30 protein-coding genes, 1 tRNA gene and 1 pseudogene are annotated in these 25,852 nt (G+C 48.3%); 6 read left to right on the top strand and 26 right to left on the bottom strand.

Going from position 1 to position 25,852, the window contains the following annotated elements; all coding sequences use genetic code 11:
- Nucleotides 1-66 precede the first annotated feature (66 nt).
- The 6 genes from DMN77_RS19995 to DMN77_RS19970 form a co-directional block, all read right to left on the bottom strand.
- Nucleotides 67-1,044, bottom strand: coding sequence for a ring-cleaving dioxygenase (locus DMN77_RS19995; RefSeq protein ID WP_179016124.1), 978 nt, complete (start codon nucleotides 1,042-1,044; stop codon nucleotides 67-69).
- 245 nt (nucleotides 1,045-1,289) lie between these two features.
- On the bottom strand, nucleotides 1,290-1,523 hold the full coding sequence (locus DMN77_RS19990) for a DUF1450 domain-containing protein (protein ID WP_068780505.1): 234 nt from the start codon (nucleotides 1,521-1,523) through the stop codon (nucleotides 1,290-1,292).
- Nucleotides 1,524-1,616: 93 nt separating this feature from the next.
- A complete protein-coding gene (locus DMN77_RS19985; RefSeq protein ID WP_068780369.1) occupies nucleotides 1,617-1,919 on the bottom strand; it encodes a heme biosynthesis protein HemY in 303 nt (100 codons plus the stop codon).
- Nucleotides 1,920-2,057: 138 nt separating this feature from the next.
- On the bottom strand, nucleotides 2,058-2,297 hold the full coding sequence (locus tag DMN77_RS19980; protein WP_179016123.1) for a YkvA family protein: 240 nt from the start codon (nucleotides 2,295-2,297) through the stop codon (nucleotides 2,058-2,060).
- 136 nt (nucleotides 2,298-2,433) lie between these two features.
- Nucleotides 2,434-3,354, bottom strand: a complete 921-nt coding sequence (locus DMN77_RS19975; protein ID WP_179016122.1) for a M14 family metallopeptidase — start codon at nucleotides 3,352-3,354, stop codon at nucleotides 2,434-2,436.
- 34 nt (nucleotides 3,355-3,388) lie between these two features.
- Nucleotides 3,389-4,015: a TraX family protein gene (locus tag DMN77_RS19970; RefSeq protein WP_179016121.1), complete on the bottom strand. Its 627-nt coding sequence runs from the start codon at nucleotides 4,013-4,015 to the stop codon at nucleotides 3,389-3,391.
- A 201-nt stretch (nucleotides 4,016-4,216) separates the two neighbouring features.
- Between DMN77_RS19970 and DMN77_RS19965 the strand changes: the two genes are divergently transcribed.
- Nucleotides 4,217-5,122: a diacylglycerol/lipid kinase family protein gene (locus DMN77_RS19965; protein ID WP_068780365.1), complete on the top strand. Its 906-nt coding sequence runs from the start codon at nucleotides 4,217-4,219 to the stop codon at nucleotides 5,120-5,122.
- Nucleotides 5,123-5,199: 77 nt separating this feature from the next.
- Here DMN77_RS19965 and racE read toward each other — a convergent pair whose 3' ends face one another.
- Both racE and DMN77_RS19955 read right to left on the bottom strand, forming a co-directional pair.
- Nucleotides 5,200-6,015, bottom strand: coding sequence for a glutamate racemase (racE, locus tag DMN77_RS19960; RefSeq protein ID WP_179016120.1), 816 nt, complete (start codon nucleotides 6,013-6,015; stop codon nucleotides 5,200-5,202).
- Between the two features lie 171 nt (nucleotides 6,016-6,186).
- A complete protein-coding gene (locus tag DMN77_RS19955) occupies nucleotides 6,187-7,266 on the bottom strand; it encodes a GntR family transcriptional regulator (protein ID WP_179016119.1) in 1,080 nt (359 codons plus the stop codon).
- A gap of 285 nt (nucleotides 7,267-7,551) precedes the next feature.
- Here DMN77_RS19955 and DMN77_RS19950 point away from each other — a divergent pair, with 285 nt between their 5' ends.
- Genes DMN77_RS19950 through araA form a run of 3 tightly spaced genes read left to right on the top strand, consistent with a single transcriptional unit; the run spans nucleotide 7,552 to nucleotide 11,334 of the window.
- Entirely contained in the window at nucleotides 7,552-9,159 is a 1,608-nt protein-coding gene (locus DMN77_RS19950) for a xylulokinase (protein ID WP_372776278.1), read from the top strand.
- 17 nt (nucleotides 9,160-9,176) lie between these two features.
- Complete coding sequence (locus DMN77_RS19945; RefSeq protein ID WP_179016117.1) at nucleotides 9,177-9,872, top strand: L-ribulose-5-phosphate 4-epimerase; 696 nt, start codon at nucleotides 9,177-9,179, stop codon at nucleotides 9,870-9,872.
- 34 nt (nucleotides 9,873-9,906) lie between these two features.
- Entirely contained in the window at nucleotides 9,907-11,334 is a 1,428-nt protein-coding gene (araA, locus tag DMN77_RS19940) for an L-arabinose isomerase (protein ID WP_179016116.1), read from the top strand.
- A 130-nt stretch (nucleotides 11,335-11,464) separates the two neighbouring features.
- On the opposite strand, the gene DMN77_RS19935 is transcribed toward araA, so the two are convergent.
- The 9 genes from DMN77_RS19935 to DMN77_RS19895 all read right to left on the bottom strand — a co-directional run bounded on the left by DMN77_RS19935 (nucleotide 11,465) and on the right by DMN77_RS19895 (nucleotide 18,414).
- Complete coding sequence (locus DMN77_RS19935) at nucleotides 11,465-11,926, bottom strand: YtxH domain-containing protein (protein ID WP_179016115.1); 462 nt, start codon at nucleotides 11,924-11,926, stop codon at nucleotides 11,465-11,467.
- Nucleotides 11,927-12,096: 170 nt separating this feature from the next.
- Nucleotides 12,097-12,525: a DUF86 domain-containing protein gene (locus DMN77_RS19930; protein ID WP_068780359.1), complete on the bottom strand. Its 429-nt coding sequence runs from the start codon at nucleotides 12,523-12,525 to the stop codon at nucleotides 12,097-12,099.
- Nucleotides 12,526-12,553: 28 nt separating this feature from the next.
- Entirely contained in the window at nucleotides 12,554-12,841 is a 288-nt protein-coding gene (locus tag DMN77_RS19925) for a Dabb family protein (protein ID WP_068780358.1), read from the bottom strand.
- Nucleotides 12,842-13,090: 249 nt separating this feature from the next.
- Nucleotides 13,091-13,915, bottom strand: coding sequence for a hypothetical protein (locus DMN77_RS19920; protein ID WP_068780357.1), 825 nt, complete (start codon nucleotides 13,913-13,915; stop codon nucleotides 13,091-13,093).
- The gene (locus tag DMN77_RS19915) at nucleotides 13,899-14,159 is read right to left on the bottom strand and encodes a zinc ribbon domain-containing protein (RefSeq protein WP_068780356.1); all 261 of its coding nucleotides are present in this window, start codon (nucleotides 14,157-14,159) and stop codon (nucleotides 13,899-13,901) included. The genes DMN77_RS19920 and DMN77_RS19915 overlap by 17 nt, the downstream gene beginning before the upstream one ends.
- A gap of 131 nt (nucleotides 14,160-14,290) precedes the next feature.
- Complete coding sequence (locus DMN77_RS19910; RefSeq protein ID WP_068780355.1) at nucleotides 14,291-14,881, bottom strand: TetR/AcrR family transcriptional regulator; 591 nt, start codon at nucleotides 14,879-14,881, stop codon at nucleotides 14,291-14,293.
- A 243-nt stretch (nucleotides 14,882-15,124) separates the two neighbouring features.
- Nucleotides 15,125-16,429, bottom strand: a complete 1,305-nt coding sequence (locus DMN77_RS19905; RefSeq protein WP_179016114.1) for a 6-phospho-beta-glucosidase — start codon at nucleotides 16,427-16,429, stop codon at nucleotides 15,125-15,127.
- Entirely contained in the window at nucleotides 16,429-17,418 is a 990-nt protein-coding gene (locus DMN77_RS19900) for an N-acetylglucosamine kinase (RefSeq protein WP_068780353.1), read from the bottom strand. Before DMN77_RS19900 ends, DMN77_RS19905 begins: the two co-directional genes overlap by 1 nt.
- Before the next feature lie 111 nt (nucleotides 17,419-17,529).
- Nucleotides 17,530-18,414 carry an AraC family transcriptional regulator gene (locus DMN77_RS19895; protein WP_068780352.1) on the bottom strand — a complete coding sequence of 295 codons (885 nt, stop codon included), beginning with the start codon at nucleotides 18,412-18,414 and terminating at the stop codon, nucleotides 17,530-17,532.
- 229 nt (nucleotides 18,415-18,643) lie between these two features.
- Between DMN77_RS19895 and DMN77_RS19890 the strand changes: the two genes are divergently transcribed.
- On the top strand, nucleotides 18,644-18,967 hold the full coding sequence (locus tag DMN77_RS19890; RefSeq protein ID WP_068780351.1) for a hypothetical protein: 324 nt from the start codon (nucleotides 18,644-18,646) through the stop codon (nucleotides 18,965-18,967).
- A gap of 87 nt (nucleotides 18,968-19,054) precedes the next feature.
- On the opposite strand, the gene DMN77_RS19885 is transcribed toward DMN77_RS19890, so the two are convergent.
- From DMN77_RS19885 to DMN77_RS19870, 4 genes are all read right to left on the bottom strand, one after another.
- Entirely contained in the window at nucleotides 19,055-20,410 is a 1,356-nt protein-coding gene (locus DMN77_RS19885; protein WP_229521124.1) for a PFL family protein, read from the bottom strand.
- A gap of 106 nt (nucleotides 20,411-20,516) precedes the next feature.
- Nucleotides 20,517-20,786, bottom strand: a complete 270-nt coding sequence (locus DMN77_RS19880; RefSeq protein ID WP_068780349.1) for an ACT domain-containing protein — start codon at nucleotides 20,784-20,786, stop codon at nucleotides 20,517-20,519.
- Between the two features lie 241 nt (nucleotides 20,787-21,027).
- Nucleotides 21,028-21,552: a fibronectin type III-like domain-contianing protein gene (locus DMN77_RS19875; RefSeq protein WP_372776265.1), complete on the bottom strand. Its 525-nt coding sequence runs from the start codon at nucleotides 21,550-21,552 to the stop codon at nucleotides 21,028-21,030.
- A gap of 290 nt (nucleotides 21,553-21,842) precedes the next feature.
- A tRNA-Ala gene (locus DMN77_RS19870) sits at nucleotides 21,843-21,918 on the bottom strand.
- 284 nt (nucleotides 21,919-22,202) lie between these two features.
- Between DMN77_RS19870 and DMN77_RS19865 the strand changes: the two genes are divergently transcribed.
- Nucleotides 22,203-22,439 carry a hypothetical protein gene (locus DMN77_RS19865; protein WP_068780347.1) on the top strand — a complete coding sequence of 79 codons (237 nt, stop codon included), beginning with the start codon at nucleotides 22,203-22,205 and terminating at the stop codon, nucleotides 22,437-22,439.
- An 81-nt stretch (nucleotides 22,440-22,520) separates the two neighbouring features.
- Here DMN77_RS19865 and DMN77_RS19860 read toward each other — a convergent pair whose 3' ends face one another.
- The 5 genes and pseudogenes from DMN77_RS19860 to DMN77_RS19845 form a co-directional block, all read right to left on the bottom strand.
- Nucleotides 22,521-23,096, bottom strand: coding sequence for a hydrolase (locus DMN77_RS19860; RefSeq protein WP_179016113.1), 576 nt, complete (start codon nucleotides 23,094-23,096; stop codon nucleotides 22,521-22,523).
- Nucleotides 23,093-24,160 carry an AbrB family transcriptional regulator gene (locus tag DMN77_RS19855; RefSeq protein WP_372776276.1) on the bottom strand — a complete coding sequence of 356 codons (1,068 nt, stop codon included), beginning with the start codon at nucleotides 24,158-24,160 and terminating at the stop codon, nucleotides 23,093-23,095. The genes DMN77_RS19860 and DMN77_RS19855 overlap by 4 nt, the downstream gene beginning before the upstream one ends.
- Nucleotides 24,114-24,212 (bottom strand): annotated as a pseudogene (locus tag DMN77_RS24315) (hypothetical protein); the annotation flags it as partial. The pseudogene DMN77_RS24315 and the gene DMN77_RS19855, both read right to left, overlap by 47 nt.
- A 103-nt stretch (nucleotides 24,213-24,315) precedes the next feature.
- Nucleotides 24,316-24,720, bottom strand: a complete 405-nt coding sequence (locus tag DMN77_RS19850; RefSeq protein ID WP_068780344.1) for an RrF2 family transcriptional regulator — start codon at nucleotides 24,718-24,720, stop codon at nucleotides 24,316-24,318.
- Between the two features lie 168 nt (nucleotides 24,721-24,888).
- Nucleotides 24,889-25,782 (bottom strand): DMT family transporter, encoded by an 894-nt coding sequence (locus DMN77_RS19845; protein ID WP_179016112.1) that lies wholly within the window; start codon nucleotides 25,780-25,782, stop codon nucleotides 24,889-24,891.
- Between the last annotated feature and the right edge of the window lie 70 nt (nucleotides 25,783-25,852).

The following is a 25,852-nucleotide window of genomic DNA, read 5'->3' as shown; positions in this document are numbered from 1 at the left end:
ACAACAAGCGGCGGCTCTGATTTACTCAAAGCTGCCGCTTGTTTTAATTTTCAGGGCGTCATGCGATTATTCCTTTACAAATTCCTTATCGCTGCGCATCGTATCAATCGGTCGAACCCGTTGTTCAATTTGTGCGCGGCGTCCCTCCAAAAACGGCGGAAGCGACAGAATTTCCCCTAATGTCTCATATGGCTCGTCACCCATGAATCCAGGACCGTCCGTAGCGAATTCGAACAAGATTTGCGGCGCGACTCGCGCGTACAACGATTCAAAGAAATGGCGGTTAACGTAACCGGATGTCGGGAAGTTGAAGCTGGCCATACGCTCAATCCATTCTTCCAGCACCGCACGGTCTTCCACGCGGAACGCAGCGTGGTGAACCGTGCCATAGCCTTGGATGGAACGAGGGAGCGTATCATTAGGCTCTACGATAACTTGGGCGCCATTGCCGCCCTCCCCCACTTCGAACAAGTGAAGTTTATTTTCCTCTGCAATCTCTTTGAACAATAACACCTTCTCCATCACTTCTTTGAAAAATTTGAAGTCACTGACGCGCACGAAGATCGGCCCAAGGCCGGTAATCGCATGCTCAAGCGGAATTGGCCCTTTCTGCCAAGGAGTTCCGGACCCGATCCCAACGTTATGTTCATCCGAGATAAGCATATACTTCTGATCGTCAAAATCCACGAATGACAAAGTCTTCTTGCCAAATAACTCCTCAATGCCGCTATGCTCAACCTGCAAGCGGTTGAACCGTTGCTCCCAATAATTCAACGCAGCGTCATCCGGTACGCGGAAGGATGTCTTCCAGATCTCATCGGTACCATGCACCCCTTGCCCGATCCCCGGGAAGTCAAAGAACGTCATATCGGTGCCCGCGCTTCCTTTATCATCGGCAAAGAACAAGTGGTAGGTCTGAATATCATCCTGGTTCACCGTCTTCTTCACGAGACGCATCCCTAAAATATAAGTGAAAAATTCATAATTCTTCTCCGCACTGCTCGTAATCGCTGTAACGTGGTGGATTCCTTTTAAATGGTTCATGCGATAACCTCCTGTTGTGTAATCCTTCTATTCTTGTTATACAAACTCAAATCGTACGATTTAATTTGTCTCATAATAAAGAATCTTTATTTAAAGATAATATACTACCAACCTCCACTGCTGTCAAATTACTTGATAATTCTGTTGATTACAAGCAAGATACCCCCTACCGATACGCAAAAAAGAGCGCCCATCATACCATGGACGCTCCTTCAAAATTCATATTAGATTAATAATAGCATCTTTTAATTTTTCGGCTTCTTCACAAAAGGTGCCGCCTTCTCCAGCACTTCATCCTCCGTCGAACCGCTGACATAACGGCCGTTAATGTAAATGAAGGCTCTTTTGCCGCATGGCCCGCAGTAAGACTTGCAGCCGACCTTGATGTCGGCATCAGGCGCCATCTTATTCAGCTTCGGCAGAAATGTCTTCATGCGGATATGATTGCATTTATCGCAAATGCGAATGTCATTCGCCATCATGTATTCCCTTCTTTTCTTCAATAACTATGGCTTAAGAAAGTTCAAAAAGCTCACTTTGGATCACGGAGTGAACTCATGAAGCAACCCGGTTTAATGATCCCCGTGGTTGCCCATGGACGGGTTCGTAATCACGAATCCTTCTTCAGGCAGGTACAAGTAGTCGATCTTTACGCCATCAAGCATCGGCTCGTTCGCATCGACAAGAACATCAATTTCTTTATCGGTCGATACTAATGTCAGTTTATCGTCAGGCTTGACCAAATCGAGGCCATAATGAGCATGGTCTCCATGAGCATGGGTAATGAATACCTTCAAGACCAAATCCTTATTCTCTTCCTTGTCCATTTCTTTCTTTATCACTTTGGCCGCGTTGCGGGTAATTTTCACTTTCATATGGGACATCTCCTGTTCAGCAAATATGTTCTATCTATACTGCCAATATTCCTATTGTAAAGAAACCTTGGCCTGGATGCAAGGGTCCTGCATATATCTTCTGTAATTGGGCACCCTCTGGCCAGATACGAGCTTATCTTAAACAGATGGGTATTTACGTTCTGCCCGGGCTACGAACCAGTTCATCAACAACATTGTGACCGCCAGATCATCAATCGGAATAAATGGGAGAAAATCCGGCAGCACCCAATACAGCAGTGCCGGAACAGTAAGCAGAAGCTTGTCCAGCAATGGAATCTGCGGGGATTGAAGCAGCCTGGGCACCCGCCGAAAAATATGTGACCAATGCCGCAGCGACCACAATTTCGACCATTTCATTGCGAGCCCTCCTTAGCCTGCGGATTCAGGGACTACCACCTCTATGTAGAATACCCTGTTTGCTCTCTTCTACACCAGTTTATTGCCTTGGCAGGAACAAATGCAAATCAGGCCTGACGGCCATCCGGGGAGAATTCTATCCCCGGATAAACTCAAACAGCAGTGGCGCCAGGTCTTTATAGATGGAATCGAATTGTTCCGGCGGCAATGGATTTTTACCCTCTCCCGCCTCCACTGTGTAGCCCGGGCGACAGAATTGCATAATGAACCAGTCCTTATACCCCGCATCACTTCCACTTAGCTTCACAGCACGGTAACCGCTCGCCGCTGCCAATTTCTCTGCCAAGACCTCCGCCTCCGGCGGCTCCTGATTCCGGTAGTTCCAGTATATCTCTCGGCCTTGAGTATGGAGCGAGAGAACACGGCTGAACTCCACAGTCTCCGTCAGCTCCGCCAAAGCCTGGGCTTCTGGCTCACTTAGCGGGCAAGGACCGCTGTAATCCTGGGAAGCTGGCCCGCAAACCTGACGGCGCTCACGCTCTGTCTCCCAGCAAGCCGGGAACTGATCATTCAGGTCGACCCCACGAATATTTGCCTTCCATGCTGTAAAATCATCGCTGCCCTCATTCCATGCAAGCAAACAGCTTCTCCAGCTATCGTCGGCCATGGCAGCACCGTCCTGGGCCAGATCAACCCCGTCCGGATTAACCATCGGTACGATCCACAACGTCGCCCGCTCCAGTAAACGGGCAATCGCCTCTGAGCGCTGCGAACCAGCGTGTTCCAGCAGCTCCTCCATAAATCGCAGCAGGAGCGGAGTAGTAATCCATTCATTCGCGTGCACCGCCCCGTTCATATGCAGGTGTTCCGAACCATTGCCGATGATAAAACAGTCGATCGATCGCCCAAGAACACTTCTGCCAATGCTTCGTCGGCATAGCTGCGGATATTTCCGCATCAATTCCATGCTTTGAGCTTGGAAATCGGCATAGCGATAACCGCCACACACCTCTACAATCGCGGGTTCAATCCGATCCGCGAATGACCATAAATCCATGTTTTCTCCTCCCCTTTCCGTTTCTATTCCGATGTTAAACATGCCAGTAGCTAATTGCCGCCAGCACTAGAAGATGGAGCGGATAATAAGAGCGCCACAGCCAGCGCGGCATTCGAATCGACTCCAGCCTGTGCCATAAAGCAGGACCAAGCACGATGAATAGCGTTGGTATAATACTCGTCATTTGCACGACCCAGCCATATGCCAGCAAATAAATCACGTTCAGCAATACATGCATGAACAGCAGTTGATATTTCTCCGCATATCTGAATATAAGCACCAGAAGCAGTCCATATGCCCCATAATCAAACGGGAGAACCTCTACCAGCAAGCTGCAGCCTGCAATTAGCAGGATCGATCGTATCCCCGGGCGCGTACGATCTAGCAAGCGCAGCAGCAAAGCAGCCACTAGGAGCGTCGCTACGACATTTATTCCACTTCGGCTTAGGGCGATCTGATAAGGGAGCTGGGACAGGGCCGCAATGATCGTGAGCCGCAGCATATACTTTCCGTAGCTCTTCGTATACCGGAAGCCTTGCACCAATGCATAGGCATAGATCGGGAAAGCGATGCGGCCAATTATACGCCATATTAATTCTCCGGAAAAGAACGCCGCTCCGATATGATCGAGCAGCATCGTGATGATCGCGATCCATTGCATAGGCTCTCTCCTCAAAATTTAATGGTTCCTTTTTAATCTTAATTTGTTACACTTAAACTACTTAAACTTATGAAATGTATCCGCATTCAAAAGTCCGAGTGCCAATTATTCATAGAATGCATAAGAACTTTGGGAACGCATCTATTCTAGTGGGAAACCGAAACTACCTGAATCGAACGACCTGCGTATGGAGGAACTATCATGTACTTATTTATCGTGAATCAACGCTCAGGCAATGGGGGAGGAAGACGGGTCTGGCGAGAAATCAGTCAGATTCTTGATCATAAAGGAATAGCTTACGAATATCAATTTACCGAGAGTGCTGAAGGAGCCCAAGCTTATCTTAAGGAGCAGCTGGCTGCTCCGGTAGAATGGAAAGCAGTTGGCGTTGTGGGTGGAGACGGTACCATTCACAGTCTCTTGCCTGCGCTGCGCGCAACCGGAATTCCGCTCGCTGTCTTCCCGGCTGGTTCCGGCAATGATACCGCCCGAGGATTCGGCATTCCCAAGAAGATACCGGCTGCTGTTGATACCATGCTGCAGGGCTTGCCAAGAATTGCCGACCTTATCTCAACGACGGGCCGCAGCACATTAACTGCACTGGCCGTCGGCTTTGATGCCGAGGTGGCCGACAATGTCAATAAGAGCCGTTATAAAAAGATATGCAACGCTATAGGCTTTGGAAGATTGGCCTATGTCATTGGTGTATTTCATACCCTGCTCACCTTCCGCCCAGCCGACCTGACTGTGGAATGTGACGGGGTTATTCATCACTATTCTTCGGCCTGGCTGACCGCGGTCAATAATGTAATCAGCTATGGCGGAGGGCTGACGATCTGCCCGGAAGCGAAACCCGATGACGGCATGCTGGACATTTGCATCGTTCATGACTGCTCTAAGCTGAAGCTTCTGATGCTGTTTCCAACGCTGCTGTTCGGCAAGCATACACGGCTTCCCTTCGTGACGATGATGCGCGGCAGGCATATTTCGGTCCACAGCTCGCTTTCCCGGCTGGCGCTTGGAGATGGAGAGCAGATTGCTTCTACTCCCCTCTCCGTCTCGGCTGATCCCGGAGCCCTGATGGTAATGTGCCCACTCCCAAAATAGCTTTTTAAGGATTTTGAAGGTGCTTTGAGCAAAAAACCTTTGGATGGCTATAACCACCCAAAGGTTTTTTTGTTAGTTTAAGAAGGATTCGATACTTGCCATACAATCGGCGTTAACTCAATTTGTTCTCCCAACCATTGTAAAGCTATTTTACGGAAAATTCCCGGGTCTCCGCTGCAAAAGAACTGATGAATCGGGATTTCATTCCCTTTCGCCAGGCTGTCTTTTTGATACAGAATAGTGCTGATCTCCCGCGCCGTCTCATCGGCGGAACTGATCAGCTTGACGCTCGGCCCCATCACCTGTCTGATCTCCTTCTTGAGGAACGGGTAATGGGTACAGCCGAGGATGAGACAATCCAGTGAATAATGTCTGATCTCCGTAAGAGAGTCCTGCACTAGCTCGAGGGCTTCTGGCGTATTATACCGTCCCTGCTCAACCAGAGGCGCCAGCGTTGGACACGCCTTGCTTACGATTTCTACACCTGGATTTAATTCCTTAAGAGCCGTTATATAGGCTCCGCTTCGAATCGTACCTATTGTACCAATGACTCCAATCTGCCCTGTCTTGGTGGCGCTGATAGCGGCGCGGGCTCCAGGATGAATTACACCGATTACAGGAATATTCACCTTTCCCTTGATATATTCCAGAGCCGCCGCAGTAGCGGTATTACAGGCGATAACAATCATTTTAGGATCAAATTGAATTAGAAAATCAACAATCTGCTCCGTGAAGGAGCTTACTTCTTCAGGTGTACGCGGACCATAGGGAGCACGCTCGGTGTCCCCAAAATAGATAATTTTTTCTCTAGGAAGCTGTCTCATGACTTCCTTGACGACGGTGAGTCCTCCGACGCCCGAGTCTAATATTGCGATGGCTTGCTGCACGAACATACCGCTTCCTTTGTTTATTAGTATTATTTCTCTACTCGTTACTTTATGACTGCCTTGCATAAAGCGTACCTAAATATTAGCGTAATTTCAAGGATGGTACAAGGATGCAAATGACCGCATTAAAGCACCTCTGCACAAGAAAAAGAGCCGATGAAGCAGGATTATGGAGTACTATCTCTCTAAGACGGTTTCACCTTCGATTAACACAGGTTGATAGTAAATATGGTCTGGCAATTCTTTCTTCCCTTGCAGCTTGCTTATAATCCAATCAGCTGCATCACGTCCCATTTGTTCTTGGGGATGGGTCAACGTAGTTAGCTTGATATTTGCATTTTTGGCGATATAGGAATTATCTTGACCAATAATCGAATACTCCTCCGGGATCGAAATCCCCAACTCTCGGCAAACATGGAGTACCTCCAGGCCCACCTCGTCGTTATAGCAAACAAGGGCTGTAAGTACACCTCTATTATTCATTAAATATTGTTTCAGATTCATGGAGAGCCCCTGCTTCGTTTCCGTGTCAAACGACAAAACCCGCTCCGGCTCAAAACGCAATTTAGCCTCGCCAAGCGCTTTTATATATCCCTTCATCCGATGCTTCCCTTGCAAATCATCCATCTTGGCGATAATCCCAATTTGAGTATGTCCCTTGGCAATTAACTCTTTAGTTGCCAGATAGCTGGACTGCACGTCATCGAGACAAAGAAAAGGCGCCTCCAATTCTTCATAATAAGCATTGATCATCAGGTAGGGGATATCTAATTCCTTGAACGATAAATAGTAGGCAATATTGGGGTTGTACAGATTACTCTTCGTGGGCTCGACAATTAAGCCGTCCACACCGTAGGACAGCATCATTTCCAGGGCCTTTTTCTCCCGATCAAGGTTGTTATTGGTACTCGCCAGGAGCAATGAATAATCATCCTCATTAATCCTGCTTTCTATCCCCCTAATGATGGAGGGAAATATGTAATCGGAAATATAAGTCGTAATGACACCGATGGTTTTCTTGCTGCTTCCGCCTGTTTTTGATCTATATTGGCTGCTGACATATGTGCCAGATCCCTTCTCACTGCGTAAAAATCCTTCGTTTGTCAGCTCCAGAATAGCTTTCCGGACCGTCTGCCTGCTAACAGAATACATCGACTGCAGGGCAGACTCTGTCGGAATTTGCTCACCTACGTTGAAATCCCCTGAGAGGATTCTACTCTTTATATCATCAATGATCGCTTGATATTTCGGTTTCATATGAACTCCTTTTTCCTCATTAGCTCGCTATTTCGTTCCTAAAACTAGGGTCTATTTGTATGTACAAATTATAGCATGATCTATGAAATATATAAAAAGCCAAACGTATTTCCAGCCTTCAACAAACCTATGACTTGCAGTATAAAGACCATCTGATCTTTTAACTTGTATGTACATATCAATTATTATATTGACAAATGTACGTACAAAAACATACTATAACTGTAAATTAACAAGGACCGTTTATTCATTTAATAAAACGCTGTCAGAGAGGTGAACCAATTGATTTCAAATCGATGGAGCAGTATTACCCAAGCGATCGATAAAGGAGACACCTCGCTTGGTATTGAATTCGGATCCACACGTATCAAAGCAGTACTGATTGATCATCGCTTTCAGACGATCGCTTCAGGAAGCTATGAATGGGAAAATCGGCTGCAGGACGGCTATTGGACGTATAGCTTGGAGGATATTATCACAGGTCTGCAACAGGCGTACGCCGAAATGAAGCACCAAGTCGAACACATCTACGGCATCCCGCTCCGAACCATCGGTTCAATCGGTTTTTCTGCCATGATGCACGGATATATGGCTATGAACGACAAGCACGAATTGCTCGTTCCGTTCCGGACTTGGCGTAATACAACAACAGGCAGGGCAGCCAGACAATTGACCGAACTGTTCCAATTCAATATCCCTGAACGCTGGAGTATTGCCCATCTTTATCAGGCGATATTAAACCAGGAAGAGCATGTGGCACAAATCCGGTTTGTTACGACGTTAGCAGGATATATTCACTGGCTGTTGACCGGAAACAAAGCTCTGGGTGTCGGAGACGCTTCGGGTATGTTTCCGATTGACAAGTCTATAGGCGACTATCAGGAATCCATGATCAAACCATTTGATGAACTGGTAGCTGGCCAGGGATACGCTTGGAAGCTCAGAAACCTGCTGCCCCAGGTTTATACGGCTGGTGAAAAGGCTGGGGTCTTATCCGCAGCGGGAGCGAAAATGATCGACCCATCAAACCAGCTGCAAGCAGGCATTCCGCTATGTCCCCCGGAAGGGGATGCCGGAACAGGAATGGTTGCTACGAATAGCGTGAAGAAGCGCACAGGGAATGTATCTGTAGGAACATCTGTTTTTGCAATGATCGTACTGGAGAACCAGCTGACAAAGGTATACCCGGAAATCGATATAGTCACCACTCCGAACGGATATCCCGTTGGCATGGTTCATGCTAATAACTGTTCCAGTGATATTAACGCCTGGCTCGGATTATTCCGCGAGTTCTCCGATCTCATCGGGCAAAAGGTAGAGACCAACCAATTGTACAGCCTGATGCTGAATCAAGCGCTGGAAGCAGATCCGGATGGCGGCGGCTTGCTCAGCTACGGTTATTTCTCGGGAGAACATATTACAGGATTGGAGCAGGGCCGCCCGCTATTTGTCCGCACACCGGAGAGCAAATTTAATTTGGCTAATTTTATGCGAATTCAACTGTTCACTTCCTTTGGAGCCCTAAAAATCGGAATGGATCTGATGACGAAGGAAGAAAATGTGGTCATTGAGCGGATTTATGGTCATGGCGGCTTGTTTAAGACCCCGGTAGTCGGCCAAAAAATAATGGCTGCCGCCATGAATGTCCCTGTCTCCGTCTTATCGACAGCGGGTGAAGGCGGGGCTTGGGGGATGGCTATTCTGGCCTCTTACATGGTGAACAAGGCGCATGGAGAAAGATTGGAGGATTTTCTCGATCACAAGGTGTTCAAAGAGATTCATGGACAAGAGATTCCTCCTGATCCAGTCGATGTAAAAGGGTTCGAAACCTTTATGGATAGATACAAAAAAGGTCTGGTCATTGAGCGGGCCGCGGTCGACAGTTTATTTTAGGAAATGGAGGGAGCGACGTGTTAGAGCAACTTAAAGAGGAAGTTTTTCAAGCCAATCTGGAATTGCCGAAGCATGGACTTATTAAATATACATGGGGAAATGTAAGCGCTATCGATCGGGCGCGCGGTTTGTTCGTGATTAAACCCAGCGGTATAAGCTATGACACGATGAAAGCCAGCGATATGGTCGTTGTCGATTTGGATGGCCGTGTGATTGAGGGAGATTTAAGACCTTCATCCGATACCCCCACTCACGCCGTATTATATAAAAATTACCCGGAGATCGGAGCGATCGTGCACACGCATTCCACTTGGGCAACGGTTTGGGCTCAGGCAGGACTTGATATTCCTGTAATGGGAACGACACATGCCGATACCTTTTATGGCACCATCCCCTGTGCCCGTTACCTCACACAAGAGGAAATACAACGCGATTACGAGGCGGAGACAGGTCGCGTTATCATCGAAACCTTCGAGCAGCGGGGCTTGGATATTTTAGCGGTTCCCGGCATTTTACTCAAGGGACATGGCCCGTTCACCTGGGGAAAAGATGCAAAATCAGCGGTGATGAACAGTGTTGTGTTGGAAGAGGTTTCGAAAATGAACTTATTTGCCAGAGAGCTAAACCAATATGCGGAGGAATTGCCGCAGCCTATTCTGGATAAGCATTATTTACGCAAACATGGCCAAAACGCTTACTACGGACAGAAGTAATGAATCCATCTATTTATTAGAAAAGAGGATGAGTATGTCAACAGTTGCAGCAAAAAAACAGTTCTGGTTTGTTGTCGGATCACAGCATTTATATGGAGAAGCAGCATTATCCGAGGTTAAAACTCACGCTCAAACTATGACGGATATTTTGAATAAAAGCGGAATGCTGCCCTATCCGCTTATATTGCAGGATTTGGCTGTCAGCGCGGATAAAATTACAAGCCTCATGAAAGAAGTCAATTATCGGGACGAGGTGGCCGGAGTCATCACTTGGATGCATACCTTTTCGCCTGCTAAAATGTGGATCCGTGGAACAAAGCTCTTGCAAAAGCCTCTGCTTCATTTAGCCACGCAATATAATGAAAGCATCCCTTGGGCAACGATGGATATGGACTTCATGAATCTAAACCAAGCAGCTCATGGGGATCGTGAATACGGTTTTATAAATGCTCGCTTAAAGAAACAGAACAAAATAGTAGTGGGTTACTGGGAACGCCCGGAAGTACAACGGCAAATTGCCGATTGGATGGACGTCGCTGTGGCTTTCAACGAAAGCTTCAACATAAAAGTCGCTCGCTTTGGTGACAACATGCGCAATGTTGGCGTTACCGAAGGGGATAAGATTGAGGCGCAAATCCAATTGGGTTGGACCGTCGACTACTATGGGATTGGCGACCTTGTGCAATACATAAATGAAGTTACGGATGAAGAAGTCGATGCTTTGTTTGCGGAATATGCAGCGCTATATGAATTTGATTACGGTCCTTACAGCAAGGATGCTTGGGAAGCAAGTGTCAAAGTACAGGCGAGCTATGAAATAGCTATCAAGCGATTTCTGGATCATGGCGGCTACAATGCTTTCACAACAAACTTCGAAGATCTGCATGGCATGATGCAGCTTCCCGGACTGGCGGTTCAACGCTTGATGGCGAGCGGATACGGCTTTGCTGGTGAAGGAGATTGGAAGACGGCAGCGCTCGATCGCCTGCTCAAAGTGATGAGTCACAATAAGGCTACCGGCTTTATGGAAGATTACACTTATGAATTAATGGCAGGTCAAGAATCCATCCTCCAATCACATATGCTTGAAGTAGATCCGACTCTGGCCAGCAACAGACCCAAAATTATCGTGTCTCCATTATCCATTGGCGATCGCGAAGCTCCGGCACGTTTGGTGTTTGACGGTAGAAGCGGAGACGGAGTAGTCGTATCCATGGCTGATTTTGGCACTCACTTTAAACTGTTGATCAATGAGGTTTCTGCATTTGAACCGACGATTCCGGCACCGAAACTTCCCGTAGCCCGTGTTCTTTGGAACGTTAAGCCTAACTTCCAGGATGGGGTTAAGGCCTGGATCGAGAACGGTGGCGGTCATCATACCGTTGTATCACTTCACTTAACAACAGATCAAGTTGTTACTTATGCGAGACTGGTTGATTTGGAATATGTAGTGATTAAGTAAATGAATTATCAACAACACAGCCTTTTCATAAAATAAAGAAGAAGGCCTCTTGCCCAAAGTCGGGTGATAAGGCCTTCTTCTAAGTATCAATCATCCTCGCTAAGCACTTTCGATTTAAGCTTGCTATAAATTAGGCTTCCTCAACTTCATCTTTGACTGCTTGAACAACTTCCTCAACCGCATCTCCTGCTTCTTCAGCAACGGATTCGGCAATCTCTTCTACAGCGGCTGACGCTTGCTCTGCATCCTCGGCCACGCCGATTACAGCGGTCTCCAGCAGCAGAGGATCTTCGTCATCCGCTACAGATGACACACGCACTTCAACGGTCCCGTCAGATTTGCTCCCACGCCATTCCTGGAAATCTTCGATGAGATCGCCCGTTGTTTTCTTCACCTTATCAACTAATTGAGCCCCTTGCTCGGACACCTTGCTGGCCACCTCTTGCGTCTTCTCGCCAACTTGACGCGCGCCGTCCGCGATATCCTTGCGCATTTCCCGTCCTGCCTTCGGAGCAAACAGCAGTGCTGCAACTGAACCTACGACCGTACCGATAGCAGCGCCCCAAATCCAGCCTTTGTTCCCTTTACTCATAGTCCATCTCTCCTTATCGTACACCCGCACTAACAACCGATATGGCGTTTTCCTCCCGCAGAAGGCAGCCTCCTTTCAGCTATAAGGGCGAATACCTATATAATTAATGTCATTATAAGCAGATGCAGCTTGGCCTGTCACAATTTACTGCCTATTTTTTTGCCGACCTGTCAAGAAGGAATCGCTTCCCGATCCAGATAACTGCGAACCTTATCCGCAAATGAAGTTAATGCTTCATCAAGGTATTGAACCAGCTCATGACCGCCAGATCTGTCCCAATCGAAATAACTCTGTACGAGAGGACGGCGCAAGCGTACCAGCTTCGTCAGGATGCTGCCCAGTTCCTTGTCAACAACCTGCTCGTCCATCATAATATCAACGATATCTTCATAGCTGCTTGCATCCCTCATGATAAAGCCGTCGATCAAATAACTGCCGACATCCGTCACAACCTCAATGGCCAAATGAATGGCCCTCTCCTCCGCATAACGGGCCAGCAAGTGCTCTCCCGAATTCGTATTCGCTAGTGTGCAGACCTGTAAAATCTCAGGGATAACATCCAATCTCCGTTCGATTTGCTCCCGGTTCACATAATACATGCGCTAACCTCCATGCCTTATCGATTTGTTAGAATTCAAAATCTACAGCTACCTGGCTCTCGCGGACTTCGTTCATATGCTCGATCACCTTTTTATGCTCCGGATGCACCTGATAGCCCTGCAAATCCTCCAGTGAATCAAAGGTTGCAATCAACGCAATATCGTAAGAACGAGGCGACTTCACAACGTCCACTCCCACTTCCAGCGACCTTAATTGCTCTACCTTTCCTTCCAATCCACGCAGCACTCCTTCCGTCACCCGAATGCTCTCCGGTGAAGAGTCTTTCAATTTGAACAGAACAATATGCTTGATCATGTAAACCCTCCTTTGCCTGCTCTATCAGAGGTCATTCAAAAAGTTCGCTTTGATGAAACAACCGCCCTTCCTGAACCCGTGCTATAAGTTGAACAAACGAATCCTACTAGCCCATTTATAAATGTAAAATCTAGTGAATTCCCTTGTTCGTGATAGAAACACTTCTTCACAAAATATAACATAACCCCCAGCTACATGAAAGGCTACTCGTCATATCAAGAAATATGAAGGAAGCTCATCGCACGGAAATCAACAACGCCCCCGCGATTCCATGATCGCCAGAACCTCCGCCACCTGTGGGGCGTATTTTTTGGTTAACCGGGATTTGCTCAAATTGGTTCGGAGAATTTTATCCACTTCCGGATGCTTTACGACGGCATACTCTTTCAATAAAGCAAAACCTTCCTCCGGCAACGCCGCGACAAATACGCTGAGTGCATACTGAAGTCCTTTGGACAACACAGCGAACTGCTCTGAGCGACGATCTAACCGATCTGAAGCAGCAAAATCGGCCAGAATATCGCTGCTCATCTTTAAGCTGAAGCGGGCGATTTCTTGATGATGAAGAATGGGAGGATGCGCCAAAGCGGCAACAAACGCCCTTTTCTCAAGGTCGCTTGCATCGGGATAACACCGTATAAAGTACTCTTTTACGGCAGGAAAATTATTCTCCGCAATAAGCTGAAGCCCCATTGCCGCCCCCTCCCTGGTCCTCCACCGCCCGTCATTCATAGCGGTCTTGAACTGGTGCAGGATCAGCCGTTGGGTCTCCTTATCGGCATAACAGTAATGGGCACCCAGCGACAGAATACCGCAGAAAGGCAGATATTCCCGCGGATGATTAGCCGGAGCTTCCGCTGCCGGGATATTCACCCAGCGCATGAGCAAGTCCAGTAAATCATCTGAGAGATTTTCCCTTTGAAAACAGGCGGCAAATTTATAGGCCAGCGTCAGATTTCCCCGCGGACCCGGCAAATTGGAATTCGCACACAGCAACTCCTCAATTTCTCTAAATTTCGTCTCAATGTCCAGCATAGGGATTATTTCTTCAAGGATATCAGTCCGTTCCTTCATCAGCTTCGTCCACCTTCCATGCGGGCAGCCGGGCCATCATATTTCTGGCCGTATTGCGGGCGACCCCTTGATCCAGCCCCTGAGTTTTAACGATGAAAGCGGACAAGGAATCCAGCTTTTCTTCATAAGACTGCATAGTTCCATCGGGCCTCATACAATGCACGCAATAATCTTTTTCGACATCCCTCAATGCAAAATCAGCAACTTCTGTCATTGGCATACCGCACGCAACACAGATTTTCATTCTGTCCACCCTCTCACCCATCCGTCAGAGATGGGATTAGACCTTATTGTTAACGACCATGAATATTGCCTTGCTCTGCAAGGAAGCAAACGGGTTGAATTCTTTTGAATGGTTTCTTGCTTTTTCTCCAGCTAACAGGCTTTGATTAAACGCATAAAATGTTCCAGCAGTTCCTGGCCGTACCGATCCAATACAGATCCTCCGGGAGCAAAAAGATCGTCGTTTGCCAGATAGTAGTGAAGCAATCCGATCCAGGTATTAAACAGCAGGTGTACAGGGAACCGGATCTGCTCGCCCGTATCCATTTCCCGCTCAGCCGCCTGGCTGATGTGGAAGGAGATAGTCGATTGAACCATGGTAAAGGTGTCCCTTGTGCTATCGGGAAGCACCCGGCTCTCAACCACCCATCGGGTATAAAGGGCTTCAAATTCCCTTAAGCCCTTGAGATGGGCTTCCAGCACCTCCCGCAATCCATGGTTGCCTACTGCCAGTTCATGAAGTCTTCTTGAAATCCGCAGACCAAATTCTTCAATGACAGCATTAAACAACGCTTCCTGTGTTGCAAAATGGGCAAAAACGGTGCCATGGGATACTCGCGCAGCTTGGGCAATATCGGCAGTTCTGACCGTCATGAAGCCGCGCTGTGCAAATTGCCTGAAGGCAGTCTCTATTAAATGTTTTCTCGTTTGCTCCTTTTGGAGCTGGCGACGCGTCTTAGTCATTTCATTGACTCACCACTCATTGACTTTTAACTCATAATAATCTTTTCCTCCTTCTTTTGTCAATTCGCTCCTGGGAAAGTTTCACGTCGATGTATCTTTCGAATAGGAAAAAACCTGGTCTTTATCATGCAACCAGGTTTTTGATGCCGACCTATATTTATTTAATTACCGCTTCATACCTGAAGCGGAATTTCTGCAAAAGGCTCTTCCCATGAACCAAACCAGTTTCTCTTATTTTTCGGATCAGAAGAAATTCGGTAGATATCGGCGATGCGCCTCCAGCATTTCATCAAGCAGCACCTTGGCTACGGAGACGGACGGTACCAACGGATGATGAACCAGCGCCTGCAAAGCCAGACCGCGATCCCCGCTGACCGCCGCGTCGATCGCCAGGCTTTCGTAGGTCTTCACCGCATGCAGTAGCCCTTTGACATGTTCTGGAATATTCTGCGGCACAAGCGGAATCGGTCCCTCAGAGGTTACGACGCAGTTCACTTCAATGCTGGCGTTATCCGGCAAGAAGTCAAATATTCCATGGTTCGCCACGTTCAAAGTCTGAATATCATTGCGGCCTGTATAGAGTGATCTCATGAGATGTACAGCGGCTTCCGAGTAGAATGCCCCGCCTCTTTGCTCCAGTTGCTTCGGCTTCTCTTCCAATTCTTCGTTAGCATACAGCTCGAACAATTCTTTCTCTACACGGCTGACCACATCGGCCCGGGTTCCGTTCTTCTCCAGTGATTCCTTCATCTCATCGAACATTTCATTCATCATGTAATAATACTTGAGGTAGTAGGTTGGGACCGCACCCAACGATTGCAGGAACTCCGGATCCCAGCCCAGCGTTGGCACGTTCTTGGCCGAGTACTCGCCCTTGCCTGCCAACAATTCCGGCATCCGTTCCTTGCCGTTAACCAATGCCGAGGTTACCCAGTGCAGATGATTAATGCCAACGAATTCAGGCAGCACCTGATTCTCATCCACTTGATAGGCTTCCGCCAGAAATTTCTTGAAATTGATCGGAGAATTACATAAACCTACGGAGCGCACTCGCGAATATTTAGTAACGGCCTCCGTAATCATGCCCGCCGGATTCGTAAAATTGAGCATCCAGGCATTCGGTGCGAGCTCTTCAATATCACGGCAAATATCGAGAATAACCGGTACCGTACGCAGCGCTTTGAACATGCCTCCCGGGCCGGTCGTCTCCTGGCCGATCACCCCGTGTGAAATCGGAATATGCTCATCAAGCTTTCTAGCTTCCAGCAACCCTACGCGGATCTGAGTTGAGACGAAATCAGCATCTTTAATTGCCGCACGCCGATCCAGCGTCAAATGCACCTCAATCGGCAGGCCCGATTTCTTAACCATCCGTTTGGCCAAATTACCAACAATCTCTAATTTATGCTTGCCTTCCTCAATATCAACGAGCCATAGCTCAGCAATCGGCATTTCCTCGTAGCTCTTCAGCAGTCCCTCCACCAATTCAGGTGTATAGGACGAACCTCCGCCAATGACTGCCACCTTAATTCCATGTTGTGTCTTCATCACTGTACCTCTCCTTTCATATCAGAAAAAGAAACCAGGCTTAAATTATGCTTCACCTGCGGGCTGATCTCTTGCCCATCCCGATCCATGGCACTAAGCACAGCGCCGGCGACCGGATCCATCGTAATCCGTGTGATCGTCGCCCGCGGCGCGGTAAGGGTGATTCGCCGCTTGATCGCATCACGCATAATATCCGTGCGCACTTTAGAGAGGATGCTCCCTCCCAGCACAACATTAAATTCCTCTTGCTCCATTCCCAGTCTGACAATCAGAGCGGCCGCAGCATTGCCGAGCTCAACACCCTGTTCCACGAGAATAGAAGCCGCTATATCATCTCCCTGCTCCGCCGCCTCGAACATCAGCTTGGCAAGCTCTAATGGAGGAGTATACTCCCCATCCAGAACCGCATCCAGCATTTGCGGCACGCTGGCAAACCCGCTCGCCTGTAATACCAGCTCCGTTAACAGCGTTGATTTGCCGCGGCGATCCCAGGCGCGGATGGCTGAACGGAACGCGAAGTTAGCCAGATCCCGCCCGGAGCCTTGTCCGTCTCCGAACAGGAAGCCAAACCCTCCGTACTGCAATTCTTCACCGGCGCGGTTCCTGGCCGCTGCATTAAAGCCTGTACCGCTAATAATAACCGCCCCGTAGGGATGCTCACTCCCCGCACGCATGGCAATCATCGTATCGCACGCGATAGAGTAATCGGGAAAATTCAATTCGGCGATCATGGGACGAAGAATGCGATAATCCGCCTCCCGATCCGCTCCCGCCAATCCAAAAAAAGCATGAGTAATGTCGTGAACAGATAATCCTGCTTCACGCAGCGCCTGGTTGCAGGCAGATGCGATGTTACGGCCCGCATTCCGGGGATTGGTCTGATGGTTGCCATTCCCGCTTGCTCCTCTGCCAAGGGTCTCCCCCTTCGCATTGACGAGCAGGCCATGCGTCTTGCTGCCCCCGGCGTCAACGCCCAAGTAGTAGTTCATCTGGCATCTCTCCTTCCTCTTAAGCATACTAAAAAGGACTGTCGCATTCTTCTGCAATAGTCCTCATTTTTAATACTATCTTACTAAAACATAAACTCATGCGATAAAAGCTTATTCCCCTTCCTCGCCATGCAGCCGTCGCTTCAGCACCGAAGGCGTCGTTCCTGTCTGTCCCAGGAACAGGCGATTGAAGTTGGAAAGGTTGCGGAACCCGCTAGCTTCAGCAATTTCGAGAATGCTAAGATCATCCTGCTCCAGCAAACCCACGGCGTGATCAATCCGCAGTTGCACCAGGTATTTCATCGGCGACGTACCTACGATTTGGCAAAATAGGGCACTGAACCGCGAGGGGCTTAAATGCGCCTCATCCGCCAATTCCTTCAAGGTCCATGGGTGAGCCAATTTCGCTTCCATCACCTGAACAACATGTCTGATCTGTTCCAGATGCTTCACGACCGCCCGGCTCTGTTCGCCTTGTCCGGTATGGATGGAACGATTCATCTCTGTCAGGAAGAGCAGCAGCCAGCCGCGGATCGCCGAGGCATAGGAACGCTTCTTCCCCTCGTACTCCTGATACATTCTCATCACATATTGTCCAAGCTGCTGCGCAGCCGGGTGTTCCTGGGAGATATGATTGGAGAGCGGGTTGCCCATTTGGCGGAAAGGAAGGAGGATATCATGATCGTATTTGTATTCCGAACCGAGAAATACAGGCTCAAACATGATGATCACCATCTCCAGATCGGTCCCTTCATACGCCCGGTGCAGGTCATGAGAATCAATCAGGAATAGATCCCCTTCAATAAAAGGATAATCCTGCCCATTTATGATATAGGTGCCGCTGCCCTTTGTAATCCAGTTGATCTCCAAAGCCCGGTGCCAATGCAGCCGTTGAAATGATGGAGAAACCCCAAGCGAGGTCGAGACGGAAAGCGGCAGACGCGCAGGCAAGACGATCTCATCCGGTTTAATAGAGAGCGAGGATGTCGGTTTCATTGAATATCCCTCCTTTTGAAAGCTTAATAGATTTCTTATACACTCATCCGGTCAAGTAGAACTCTTTACTTGATTGAATCATATCTATCTGTCAAGCACAATAATCCCTGAGTATAATCAGCAATTATTTATTTTTCATATACGCTTGTTCGAACTCTATCAAACTATGAACATATGATATTTTGTCTCCTATTAAAGAGATACTTCTGGACAAGGGGGTGAATATACGATGGGGATTCTACGCTTATTGTTCAATTTACCGGACCGAAAACGCATTCAGATATTGGAAGCTTCACTATCCCTTCTGAGCGTTAGAATCGATCACCTGGAGCAAGCCCTGGCTTTCGCTACCTTCCCGAATCAGGATACTAGAAACCGGTTGAACGATGTCATCGGGCAGTATATGACGATCCGTCTTCATGATACCCTTGTGCGCGGCACTTTGATTGCTGTCGCTGACGACTTGCTAGAGATTGAAGATGACCAGCAGCGGCGCATTCTTATTCCAACCTCCAAAATTATTAGCGTCTCGTACGAGAGTGGAGGATCATGATTCATCAGAGTAAAAAAATAGCAGGACAAGAGCGAAATTTGCTCCTGTCCTGCTTCTTTATATCCGTAAATCGTCTGCTGAACCCGTTTAATTCTTCAAGCTTTGCAGCGGTGCCGGAATTTGACCTCCGCGCTTGATGAACTTGAAGGGTGAGAAGGTATTCACCTTCATCACCGGACCGGTTCCGAACAGTCCGCCGAATTCCAGATCTTCTCCCTCTTTTTTGCCGATCGCCGGGATTACCCGCACTGCCGTCGTCTTCGAGTTGACCATGCCAATCGCCGCTTCGTCGGCAATCAGCGCAGCAATGACTTCACTTGGCGTATCGCCAGGAATTACGATCATATCCAGTCCGACCGAACATACCGCAGTCATCGCCTCCAGCTTCTCCAGACCAAGCGCCCCCTCGCGCACCGCCGAGATCATCCCTGCATCCTCGGACACCGGGATAAATGCGCCCGACAAGCCGCCGACCCGAGAGGAAGCCATAACGCCGCCTTTCTTCACGGCATCGTTCAGCAGCGCCAACGCTGCTGTCGTTCCGTAAGCGCCGCAGGACTCCAGGCCGATCTCTTCAAGAATATGGGCCACCGAATCACCGATCGCCGGCGTCGGAGCCAAGGAGAGATCCACGATGCCAAACGGAACGCCCAGCCGTTCACTTGCCACGGTACCTACAAGCTGACCCATCCGCGTAATCTTGAACGCCGTCTTCTTAATAATCTCGGCGATTTGGGTCAAATCGAAATCGTCGGGTGCATTAGCTACCGCAGCTCGTACAACACCCGGGCCGGATACGCCGACGTTAAGCACGACATCACCCTCGCCGACGCCGTGGAATGCCCCCGCCATGAACGGATTATCATCAACCGCGTTGCAGAACACAACCAGCTTCGCGGCTCCGAAGCAGTCCTGGTCTGCGGTCAGTTCGGCACACTGCCGGACAATATCGCCCATGAGAGCCACCGCATCCATATTAATCCCCGCTTTGGTCGAACCGACATTCACAGAGGAGCATACATGCTCCGTCTCTTTCAGGGCCCGTGGAATAGATTCGATCAGAGCGCGGTCACCCGCTGCAAAGCCCTTCTGTACCAGGGCCGAATATCCGCCGATAAAGTTGACGCCAACGGTCTTCGCCGCACGGTCCAGCGTCTTCGCGTACAGCACCGGATCACCGCCGCTTGCTGCAACCAGAACGGAAATCGGCGTTACCGAGATGCGTTTGTTAATAATCGGAATCCCGTATTCCTTCTCAATATCCTCCCCCGTCTTGACCAGATCGCGGGCCAGTCGTGTTATTTTGGCATACACTTTGTCACAGCTCTTCTCAATATCCGGGTCCGCGCAATCCAGCAGGGAAATTCCCATCGTAATCGTGCGGATATCCAGATGCTGATCCTGGATCATATGAATCGTCTCTAATACTTCTTTCGAGTTTATCATCAGGTACATTCCCTTCAGCCTTGATTAGAATATCGCTAACTGCTAAGTTCCAAGTTCGGATTAGCTCATGTTCAAAAAGTCCGGCGGACTTTTCGAATTCCCTCTAAATGCGGTGCATGGAGTTGAACAGGTCCTCATGCATCAACTGGATGACGAGACCGTGTCGCTCGCCTTCAGTGCGCATAATATCCACCAGCTCATGCAATTCGCAATTAATTTGATCAATATCCACCATCATTATCATGGCGAACATATCTTGAAGCACGGTCTGGCTCACTTCAATGACATTCGCATTGTACTTGGCGCACATCGTGCTTACGCGCGCTAGAATTCCTACCGTATCTTTTCCAGTAACCGTAATAACAGCTCTCATCGTCTTCTATCCTTTCGAGTATCAAATTATGTTCTATTGTATATTTAATCATTAATTTCTTACAACCCGGGATTTTACGATATAAAGTTTCTTACACTCTTCTCAAAAACATGTCAACTTGCCAACAACATTGATCATATGCACCACGGCAAAAAAGCTGCCCCTATAACCAGTTTAGTTACAGGAGCAACCTTAGTACAATTTATATAATATTAGTAAATTCGGGTTCAATGCTCAGGTATCAATTCCCATTCAGCTTCCTCAGCAAATCTTCCAGATCCCGCTCAGAGAATGCGCCATTGCTGAACCAGATCAATCCACGAACCGGCGCGGCTTTGAGAAGACTTAACGCATATTCAGCATCTCTGCCCTCTGCTAACGGGTTACTATGCAGAAGCTTTGCGAGTAATTCCTTCCCTTTGGGGGCCTCGAGCAAATCCCCTATCGTTGTGTCCCGAGTGTAAGTCCGTTTCCAGACCGAGGTTGAAGTGATATGGACCGATTCCTGGAGCATCACTTCGCGTGACGATTTGCCGACCAGAATCTCAAATCGGCCCGTCTCCACATACCAGTCCTGCAATTCAACATTGTAATATGCAAAGGCTCGTTTATCGAGCTCAAAATGTACCGTTTGACTCTCGCCAGGCTGCAGTGCTACCTTATCGAACCCTTTCAACTCTTTCTCCGGACGTATCACGGAACTCTCCGTATCCCGAACAAAGTTGGGATGGGAAGGATTTCGCGCTGCGGATACCGCTTGATCCATCAGCCAACGAATCAGACCGTTATTATGATACAAAAGAGATTGCCCCGCTGTTTCCATTCGGATATGGCCTAAGCTATACAACCTTTGCTTACTCGGATCTAGTACTTTCCAGCTCGAAGATGCGAGAACCGGCATGACGCCTAAGCAATTTCGGGATAAAAAGGTCGCCCGGTCTGCCAACTTTCTAAGAGAGACAAAAAAAGAAGATGCCGAATGATCGACATCTTCTTCTGGAATCATATTTATTGGATAAAAAAAGGCGGCACTACCCGCCGCTTGTGTTAGATGTTTGGTGGAGAATAGGGGGCTCGAACCCCTGACCTCTTCGCTGCCAGCGAAGCGCTCTCCCAGCTGAGCTAATTCCCCGCAATAATTGTAAAAGACTATTATAGAATAACAAACAGGGTTTCCTCTGTCAATATTTTCTTTCGAAAAATTGTTCCTCTGTCCCTCTTGCTTCTACTTCCATAAACTACATACTTTGTTTCAATCTAGATAAAGTCATTTGCCCGGTTTTCGGTTTTAGTCCTTTGACCCGATTTATCCTGCCCGATTACGGTTAATCTTCGAAATTCAAACTATTTTTTGATACAATAAAACTTATTTATTATCCATTTAAGATAAAAACTTTGATCGAGGAGGTTATCAGTGTGAATTTAACTCCCCTGCAACAGGAAGTGTTGCTCGTCTTAACCACGGAGTGGCAGACTCCGATACAGCTTGCTGCCCAACTATCAAATGCAAGTGAGGATACTTCTTCGGTAAATCAGCCCCTTAAAGATTTGGCAAGCAAAGGGTTGGTTCAGGTTAATCCCGTTGTAATAGGCATGTATCGCTTAACTTCAGATGGCAGCTCTGTGAAATCCGCTCTACTTGGAGCGCAATAATTTCCCCGGAAATCTTACATTAAAATCACTTACCGCGGATATGCATTTTCCATATCCGCGGTGATTTTCTTTACCCACTAATTAATCCCCACGCCCGGCTTCCGCAATAAATTCCTCTGTCGTTCTCAATTTGCCGATTCTTGGGAAAATATATTTACAGCTCAATTGATGTTCTTCCTCGGAAGCAGCGGCCATCGCATCAGTAATCAAGATTTGGTTATACCCATGCTGGTATGCTTCTCTTGCTGTTCCTTCGACACCGATGTTTGTGGATACTCCGCACAGGACAATTGTGTCGACACCCCGGCGACGAAGCTGCAGATCCAGGTCTGTACCAAAAAAGGCTCCCCATTGGCGTTTGGTGACGACATAGTCCTGTCCGCTTACGCCCAATTCAGGAGCAAGTTCTGCCCAATCCGCCGGAATAGGCCTGGCAGGAGCCGGCGGCATATCGGTCGTCGGCTTCAAGGCGTCGCGGCCGTCATGGAACGCCACCTTTACACATGCGATAAAGCCGCCCTTTTGGCGGAACAGCTCGACCAGTCTCGCCGCCTGATCCACGACCTCTTGGGTACCGTCAAACATCTTCGTGATCCCCTTCTGCAAGTCGATCAGAACCAATGCCGTTTTACTGAAATCAACGTTTAACGCGCTCATACAATTTCTCCTTGTTTAATCGTTTTTTTCTTCTTCTGAATCCGGAACAATAGACGAACTAAAGGCGGTATGGCAAACATAATAAAGAATGTTCTAAATAATTGATATCCGGCAACTATAGCCAAATCTGCACCAATCTCATGAGCTATAATCCCCATCTGGTCCATTCCCCCTGGAGCCAGGCTTAAGAGAGCCGTCGCTCCGGAGACGGATTGAACATAGACAAGCAGCAAGCTGAGGCCCCAGGCTCCAACTACCAGCAAGAGCCCGCAGCCTATGGCGATGGATATGGTTCTGAACTTATGCTCCATGCGGCCCGGTTTCAGCATCAAACCGACATTTACGCCAATTAGCAGCTGTGCGGTGTTAATGATCCAGCCCGGCAGAGCCATACCGGTTATACCGAGCAGCTGCAAGGTGGCTGTTGCAATAACGGGCCCCAGTAATAGCGGAGTCGGCAAATGAATCCTCTTGCCCAAAAATGCTCCCGCAATACAGACAACAGCAAACAAGAGCATAATAAGCGGATTGCTGCTATGGGTCGCTGTCGCTATTGTTGAAGGAATTGCAGCGGTCGTATCCCCATGTCCGTGAGCGAAGAAGGGACTGAACACGAGCAGCGGAATAATGACGATAATCATAATTAGACGAATCACCTGCGTTATCATAACCGCAAGAAGATTAATTCCCTCCGTCTCCTCGGCGAGAGAGATCACTTGAGTAAGCCCCCCGGGAATGCTTCCAAGCAGCGCAGAATTGTAGTCGATGCCTGATAATCTGGAATTTATATAAGCAATACCTGAGCATAACAGCAGCAACAGGACTGTCATGAGCAGCATATAGGGAAGCTGGTGGGACATCTGTCTTAGCGCGGTCAGCGTCATAGACAGACCGATCGTGTAGCCGACGATGACCATGCCTATACTTCTGAACTGCTGTGGCCATTCATAGCGGTCCTCCATGAGATTAGAACCGACTAACACCGCCAGCATCGGACCCAGCAGCCAAGGCACAGGCAGATGCAGCAGCTTGAACAAAATCCCTCCGATTAGCGCTGTGACCAGCGATGCTATAATACGGGCATAACGGCTCCGGCCGACAAGTTTCATCATGCACTCACCTCCATCTCAATTCTTCTAGTCTCTCTATATCAAAAGCATCCAGAACCGGAGGAGAATACTATATGTGCTATTTATAGCACAATTTAGTCCAAAAAAATTTAGTCTAAGAAATCCCCTACCGTATACGTTCCCAGCACCTGGTTCACTTGTGTATTGATATCGGTCATAATTTTCGAGAACGATTCATGCATCTTCTGTCCAAACAGATGGTTCCCGGTCGTATCCAGCATCCGGTCCCATTGCGGCTCCTTCTCATGGAGCGATTTATAGACTTCAGCCAGCGTAATTTGTTCCGGACTGCGCGTTAATTGATAACCTCCGGAACGCCCCTGCCTGGCCTCTACAATACCCTGCTCAGCCAATTGAGCCAAAATTTTGCGTAGTACAGTTGGTTCGCATTGAATCTGTTCGGCGATCTCTGCGCTGGAGCATTGTTCCGAATTGTTTGCAGCAAGTACAATCAGCGCTTGCAACCCGAAGCCAAACCGTTTTAACTGTGCCATTGCTTCCTCCTGCCCTTGCCTGCATCTTAATGTGCATATTCTAGCACAATTTCAAGCCTCAAAGCAATCCCGACTTTTGTGTCAGGTTCTTCCCCCATATAGCCCCGAATGACCGGGAGGGCACTACTGGAATCGGCCACAACCCCAGTAATGTCCAAAGGATAGAGATTATTCGCTTGTCCGCCGAAGCGCACCGGGCCTGATATTAACCAGCAGGATGCTGACGACAATCATGCCTAATCCCGCGACCAGGTTCCAAGTTACATTCTCTCCTAGGAAAATAACACTGCAAATAATGGCTATGACCGGAATCAGGAACGTAAATGCACCAACCTTCCCCGCTTCCCCAGAACCAATTAGTTTAAAGTAAACGAGCCAGCCCAGAGCTATGACGAAGACAGCGATAAAGAGCATTACGCTGATAAAAGGAATGTTCCACGTAATATCGCTCCATTTCTCCAAATAACTGCCCGTTCCGAGCAGCAGCAGTCCTCCCAGCGTTAGTTGCGAGGCCACCATCCAGACCATATCCACCCGTTCTGTCGTTTTCTTCATATACACGGTGCCAAAAGCCCAGCTTAATGCACTGCCCAGTGCAAGCAGTACACCGGTGATCGACAGATGTCCGGCCAATCCGCCGGCGCTGATCTCGAACACACCGAGGAAGCCAAGGAACAGCCCAGCCATTTTCATCCCATACATAGACTCTCCCAGCCAGAACCACGAGAAGACACCAAGCAATACAGGCTGCAGAAATACGATGGCGGAAAATAATCCAGCCGGTAAATATTGCAGCCCGATCGTCTGCAATCCATAGTACAGCACGATGTTCAGCACCGAGGAGAGCAGATACAGCGGCCAATTCCTGCGCAGATTCAGCTTCTTGTAGTTAGGAATAGCTACCAGTATAAGCAGAACACCCCCGATTAAGGTCCGAAGACCGGCGAATAGCAGCGGTGGCGTGTACTCCAGGGCAAATTTGGATAACGGCCAGTTAACCCCCCACATAATTACGAGAAAGATCAGATATGAAATCGTACGAGAGCGCGATAATGACGACATGATGCTCACCCCTTTGATGATAAAATGGCTCTTTATTGAACCATTCCTAAATTCAACTTTTACATCATAC

It is taken from the genome of Paenibacillus sp. 79R4 (assembly GCF_013393165.1).
GTDB lineage: Bacteria > Bacillota > Bacilli > Paenibacillales > Paenibacillaceae > Fontibacillus.
This window is presented reverse-complemented; position numbering and strand designations above follow the sequence as displayed.

Coding starts and splice junctions, on each gene's coding strand:
- DMN77_RS19995 (WP_179016124.1), bottom strand. CDS start 1,044: ATGAACCATTTAAAAGGAATCCACCACGTTACAGCGATTACGAGCAGT.
- DMN77_RS19990 (WP_068780505.1), bottom strand. CDS start 1,523: ATGGCGAATGACATTCGCATTTGCGATAAATGCAATCATATCCGCATG.
- DMN77_RS19985 (WP_068780369.1), bottom strand. CDS start 1,919: ATGAAAGTGAAAATTACCCGCAACGCGGCCAAAGTGATAAAGAAAGAA.
- DMN77_RS19980 (WP_179016123.1), bottom strand. CDS start 2,297: ATGAAATGGTCGAAATTGTGGTCGCTGCGGCATTGGTCACATATTTTT.
- DMN77_RS19975 (WP_179016122.1), bottom strand. CDS start 3,354: ATGGATTTATGGTCATTCGCGGATCGGATTGAACCCGCGATTGTAGAG.
- DMN77_RS19970 (WP_179016121.1), bottom strand. CDS start 4,015: ATGCAATGGATCGCGATCATCACGATGCTGCTCGATCATATCGGAGCG.
- DMN77_RS19965 (WP_068780365.1), top strand. CDS start 4,217: ATGTACTTATTTATCGTGAATCAACGCTCAGGCAATGGGGGAGGAAGA.
- racE (WP_179016120.1), bottom strand. CDS start 6,015: ATGTTCGTGCAGCAAGCCATCGCAATATTAGACTCGGGCGTCGGAGGA.
- DMN77_RS19955 (WP_179016119.1), bottom strand. CDS start 7,266: ATGAAACCGAAATATCAAGCGATCATTGATGATATAAAGAGTAGAATC.
- araA (WP_179016116.1), top strand. CDS start 9,907: ATGTCAACAGTTGCAGCAAAAAAACAGTTCTGGTTTGTTGTCGGATCA.
- DMN77_RS19935 (WP_179016115.1), bottom strand. CDS start 11,926: ATGAGTAAAGGGAACAAAGGCTGGATTTGGGGCGCTGCTATCGGTACG.
- DMN77_RS19930 (WP_068780359.1), bottom strand. CDS start 12,525: ATGTATTATGTGAACCGGGAGCAAATCGAACGGAGATTGGATGTTATC.
- DMN77_RS19925 (WP_068780358.1), bottom strand. CDS start 12,841: ATGATCAAGCATATTGTTCTGTTCAAATTGAAAGACTCTTCACCGGAG.
- DMN77_RS19920 (WP_068780357.1), bottom strand. CDS start 13,915: ATGAAGGAACGGACTGATATCCTTGAAGAAATAATCCCTATGCTGGAC.
- DMN77_RS19915 (WP_068780356.1), bottom strand. CDS start 14,159: ATGAAAATCTGTGTTGCGTGCGGTATGCCAATGACAGAAGTTGCTGAT.
- DMN77_RS19910 (WP_068780355.1), bottom strand. CDS start 14,881: ATGACTAAGACGCGTCGCCAGCTCCAAAAGGAGCAAACGAGAAAACAT.
- DMN77_RS19905 (WP_179016114.1), bottom strand. CDS start 16,429: ATGAAGACACAACATGGAATTAAGGTGGCAGTCATTGGCGGAGGTTCG.
- DMN77_RS19900 (WP_068780353.1), bottom strand. CDS start 17,418: ATGAACTACTACTTGGGCGTTGACGCCGGGGGCAGCAAGACGCATGGC.
- DMN77_RS19895 (WP_068780352.1), bottom strand. CDS start 18,414: ATGAAACCGACATCCTCGCTCTCTATTAAACCGGATGAGATCGTCTTG.
- DMN77_RS19890 (WP_068780351.1), top strand. CDS start 18,644: ATGGGGATTCTACGCTTATTGTTCAATTTACCGGACCGAAAACGCATT.
- DMN77_RS19880 (WP_068780349.1), bottom strand. CDS start 20,786: ATGAGAGCTGTTATTACGGTTACTGGAAAAGATACGGTAGGAATTCTA.
- DMN77_RS19875 (WP_372776265.1), bottom strand. CDS start 21,552: ATGGATCAAGCGGTATCCGCAGCGCGAAATCCTTCCCATCCCAACTTT.
- DMN77_RS19860 (WP_179016113.1), bottom strand. CDS start 23,096: ATGAGCGCGTTAAACGTTGATTTCAGTAAAACGGCATTGGTTCTGATC.
- DMN77_RS19850 (WP_068780344.1), bottom strand. CDS start 24,720: ATGGCACAGTTAAAACGGTTTGGCTTCGGGTTGCAAGCGCTGATTGTA.
- DMN77_RS19845 (WP_179016112.1), bottom strand. CDS start 25,782: ATGTCGTCATTATCGCGCTCTCGTACGATTTCATATCTGATCTTTCTC.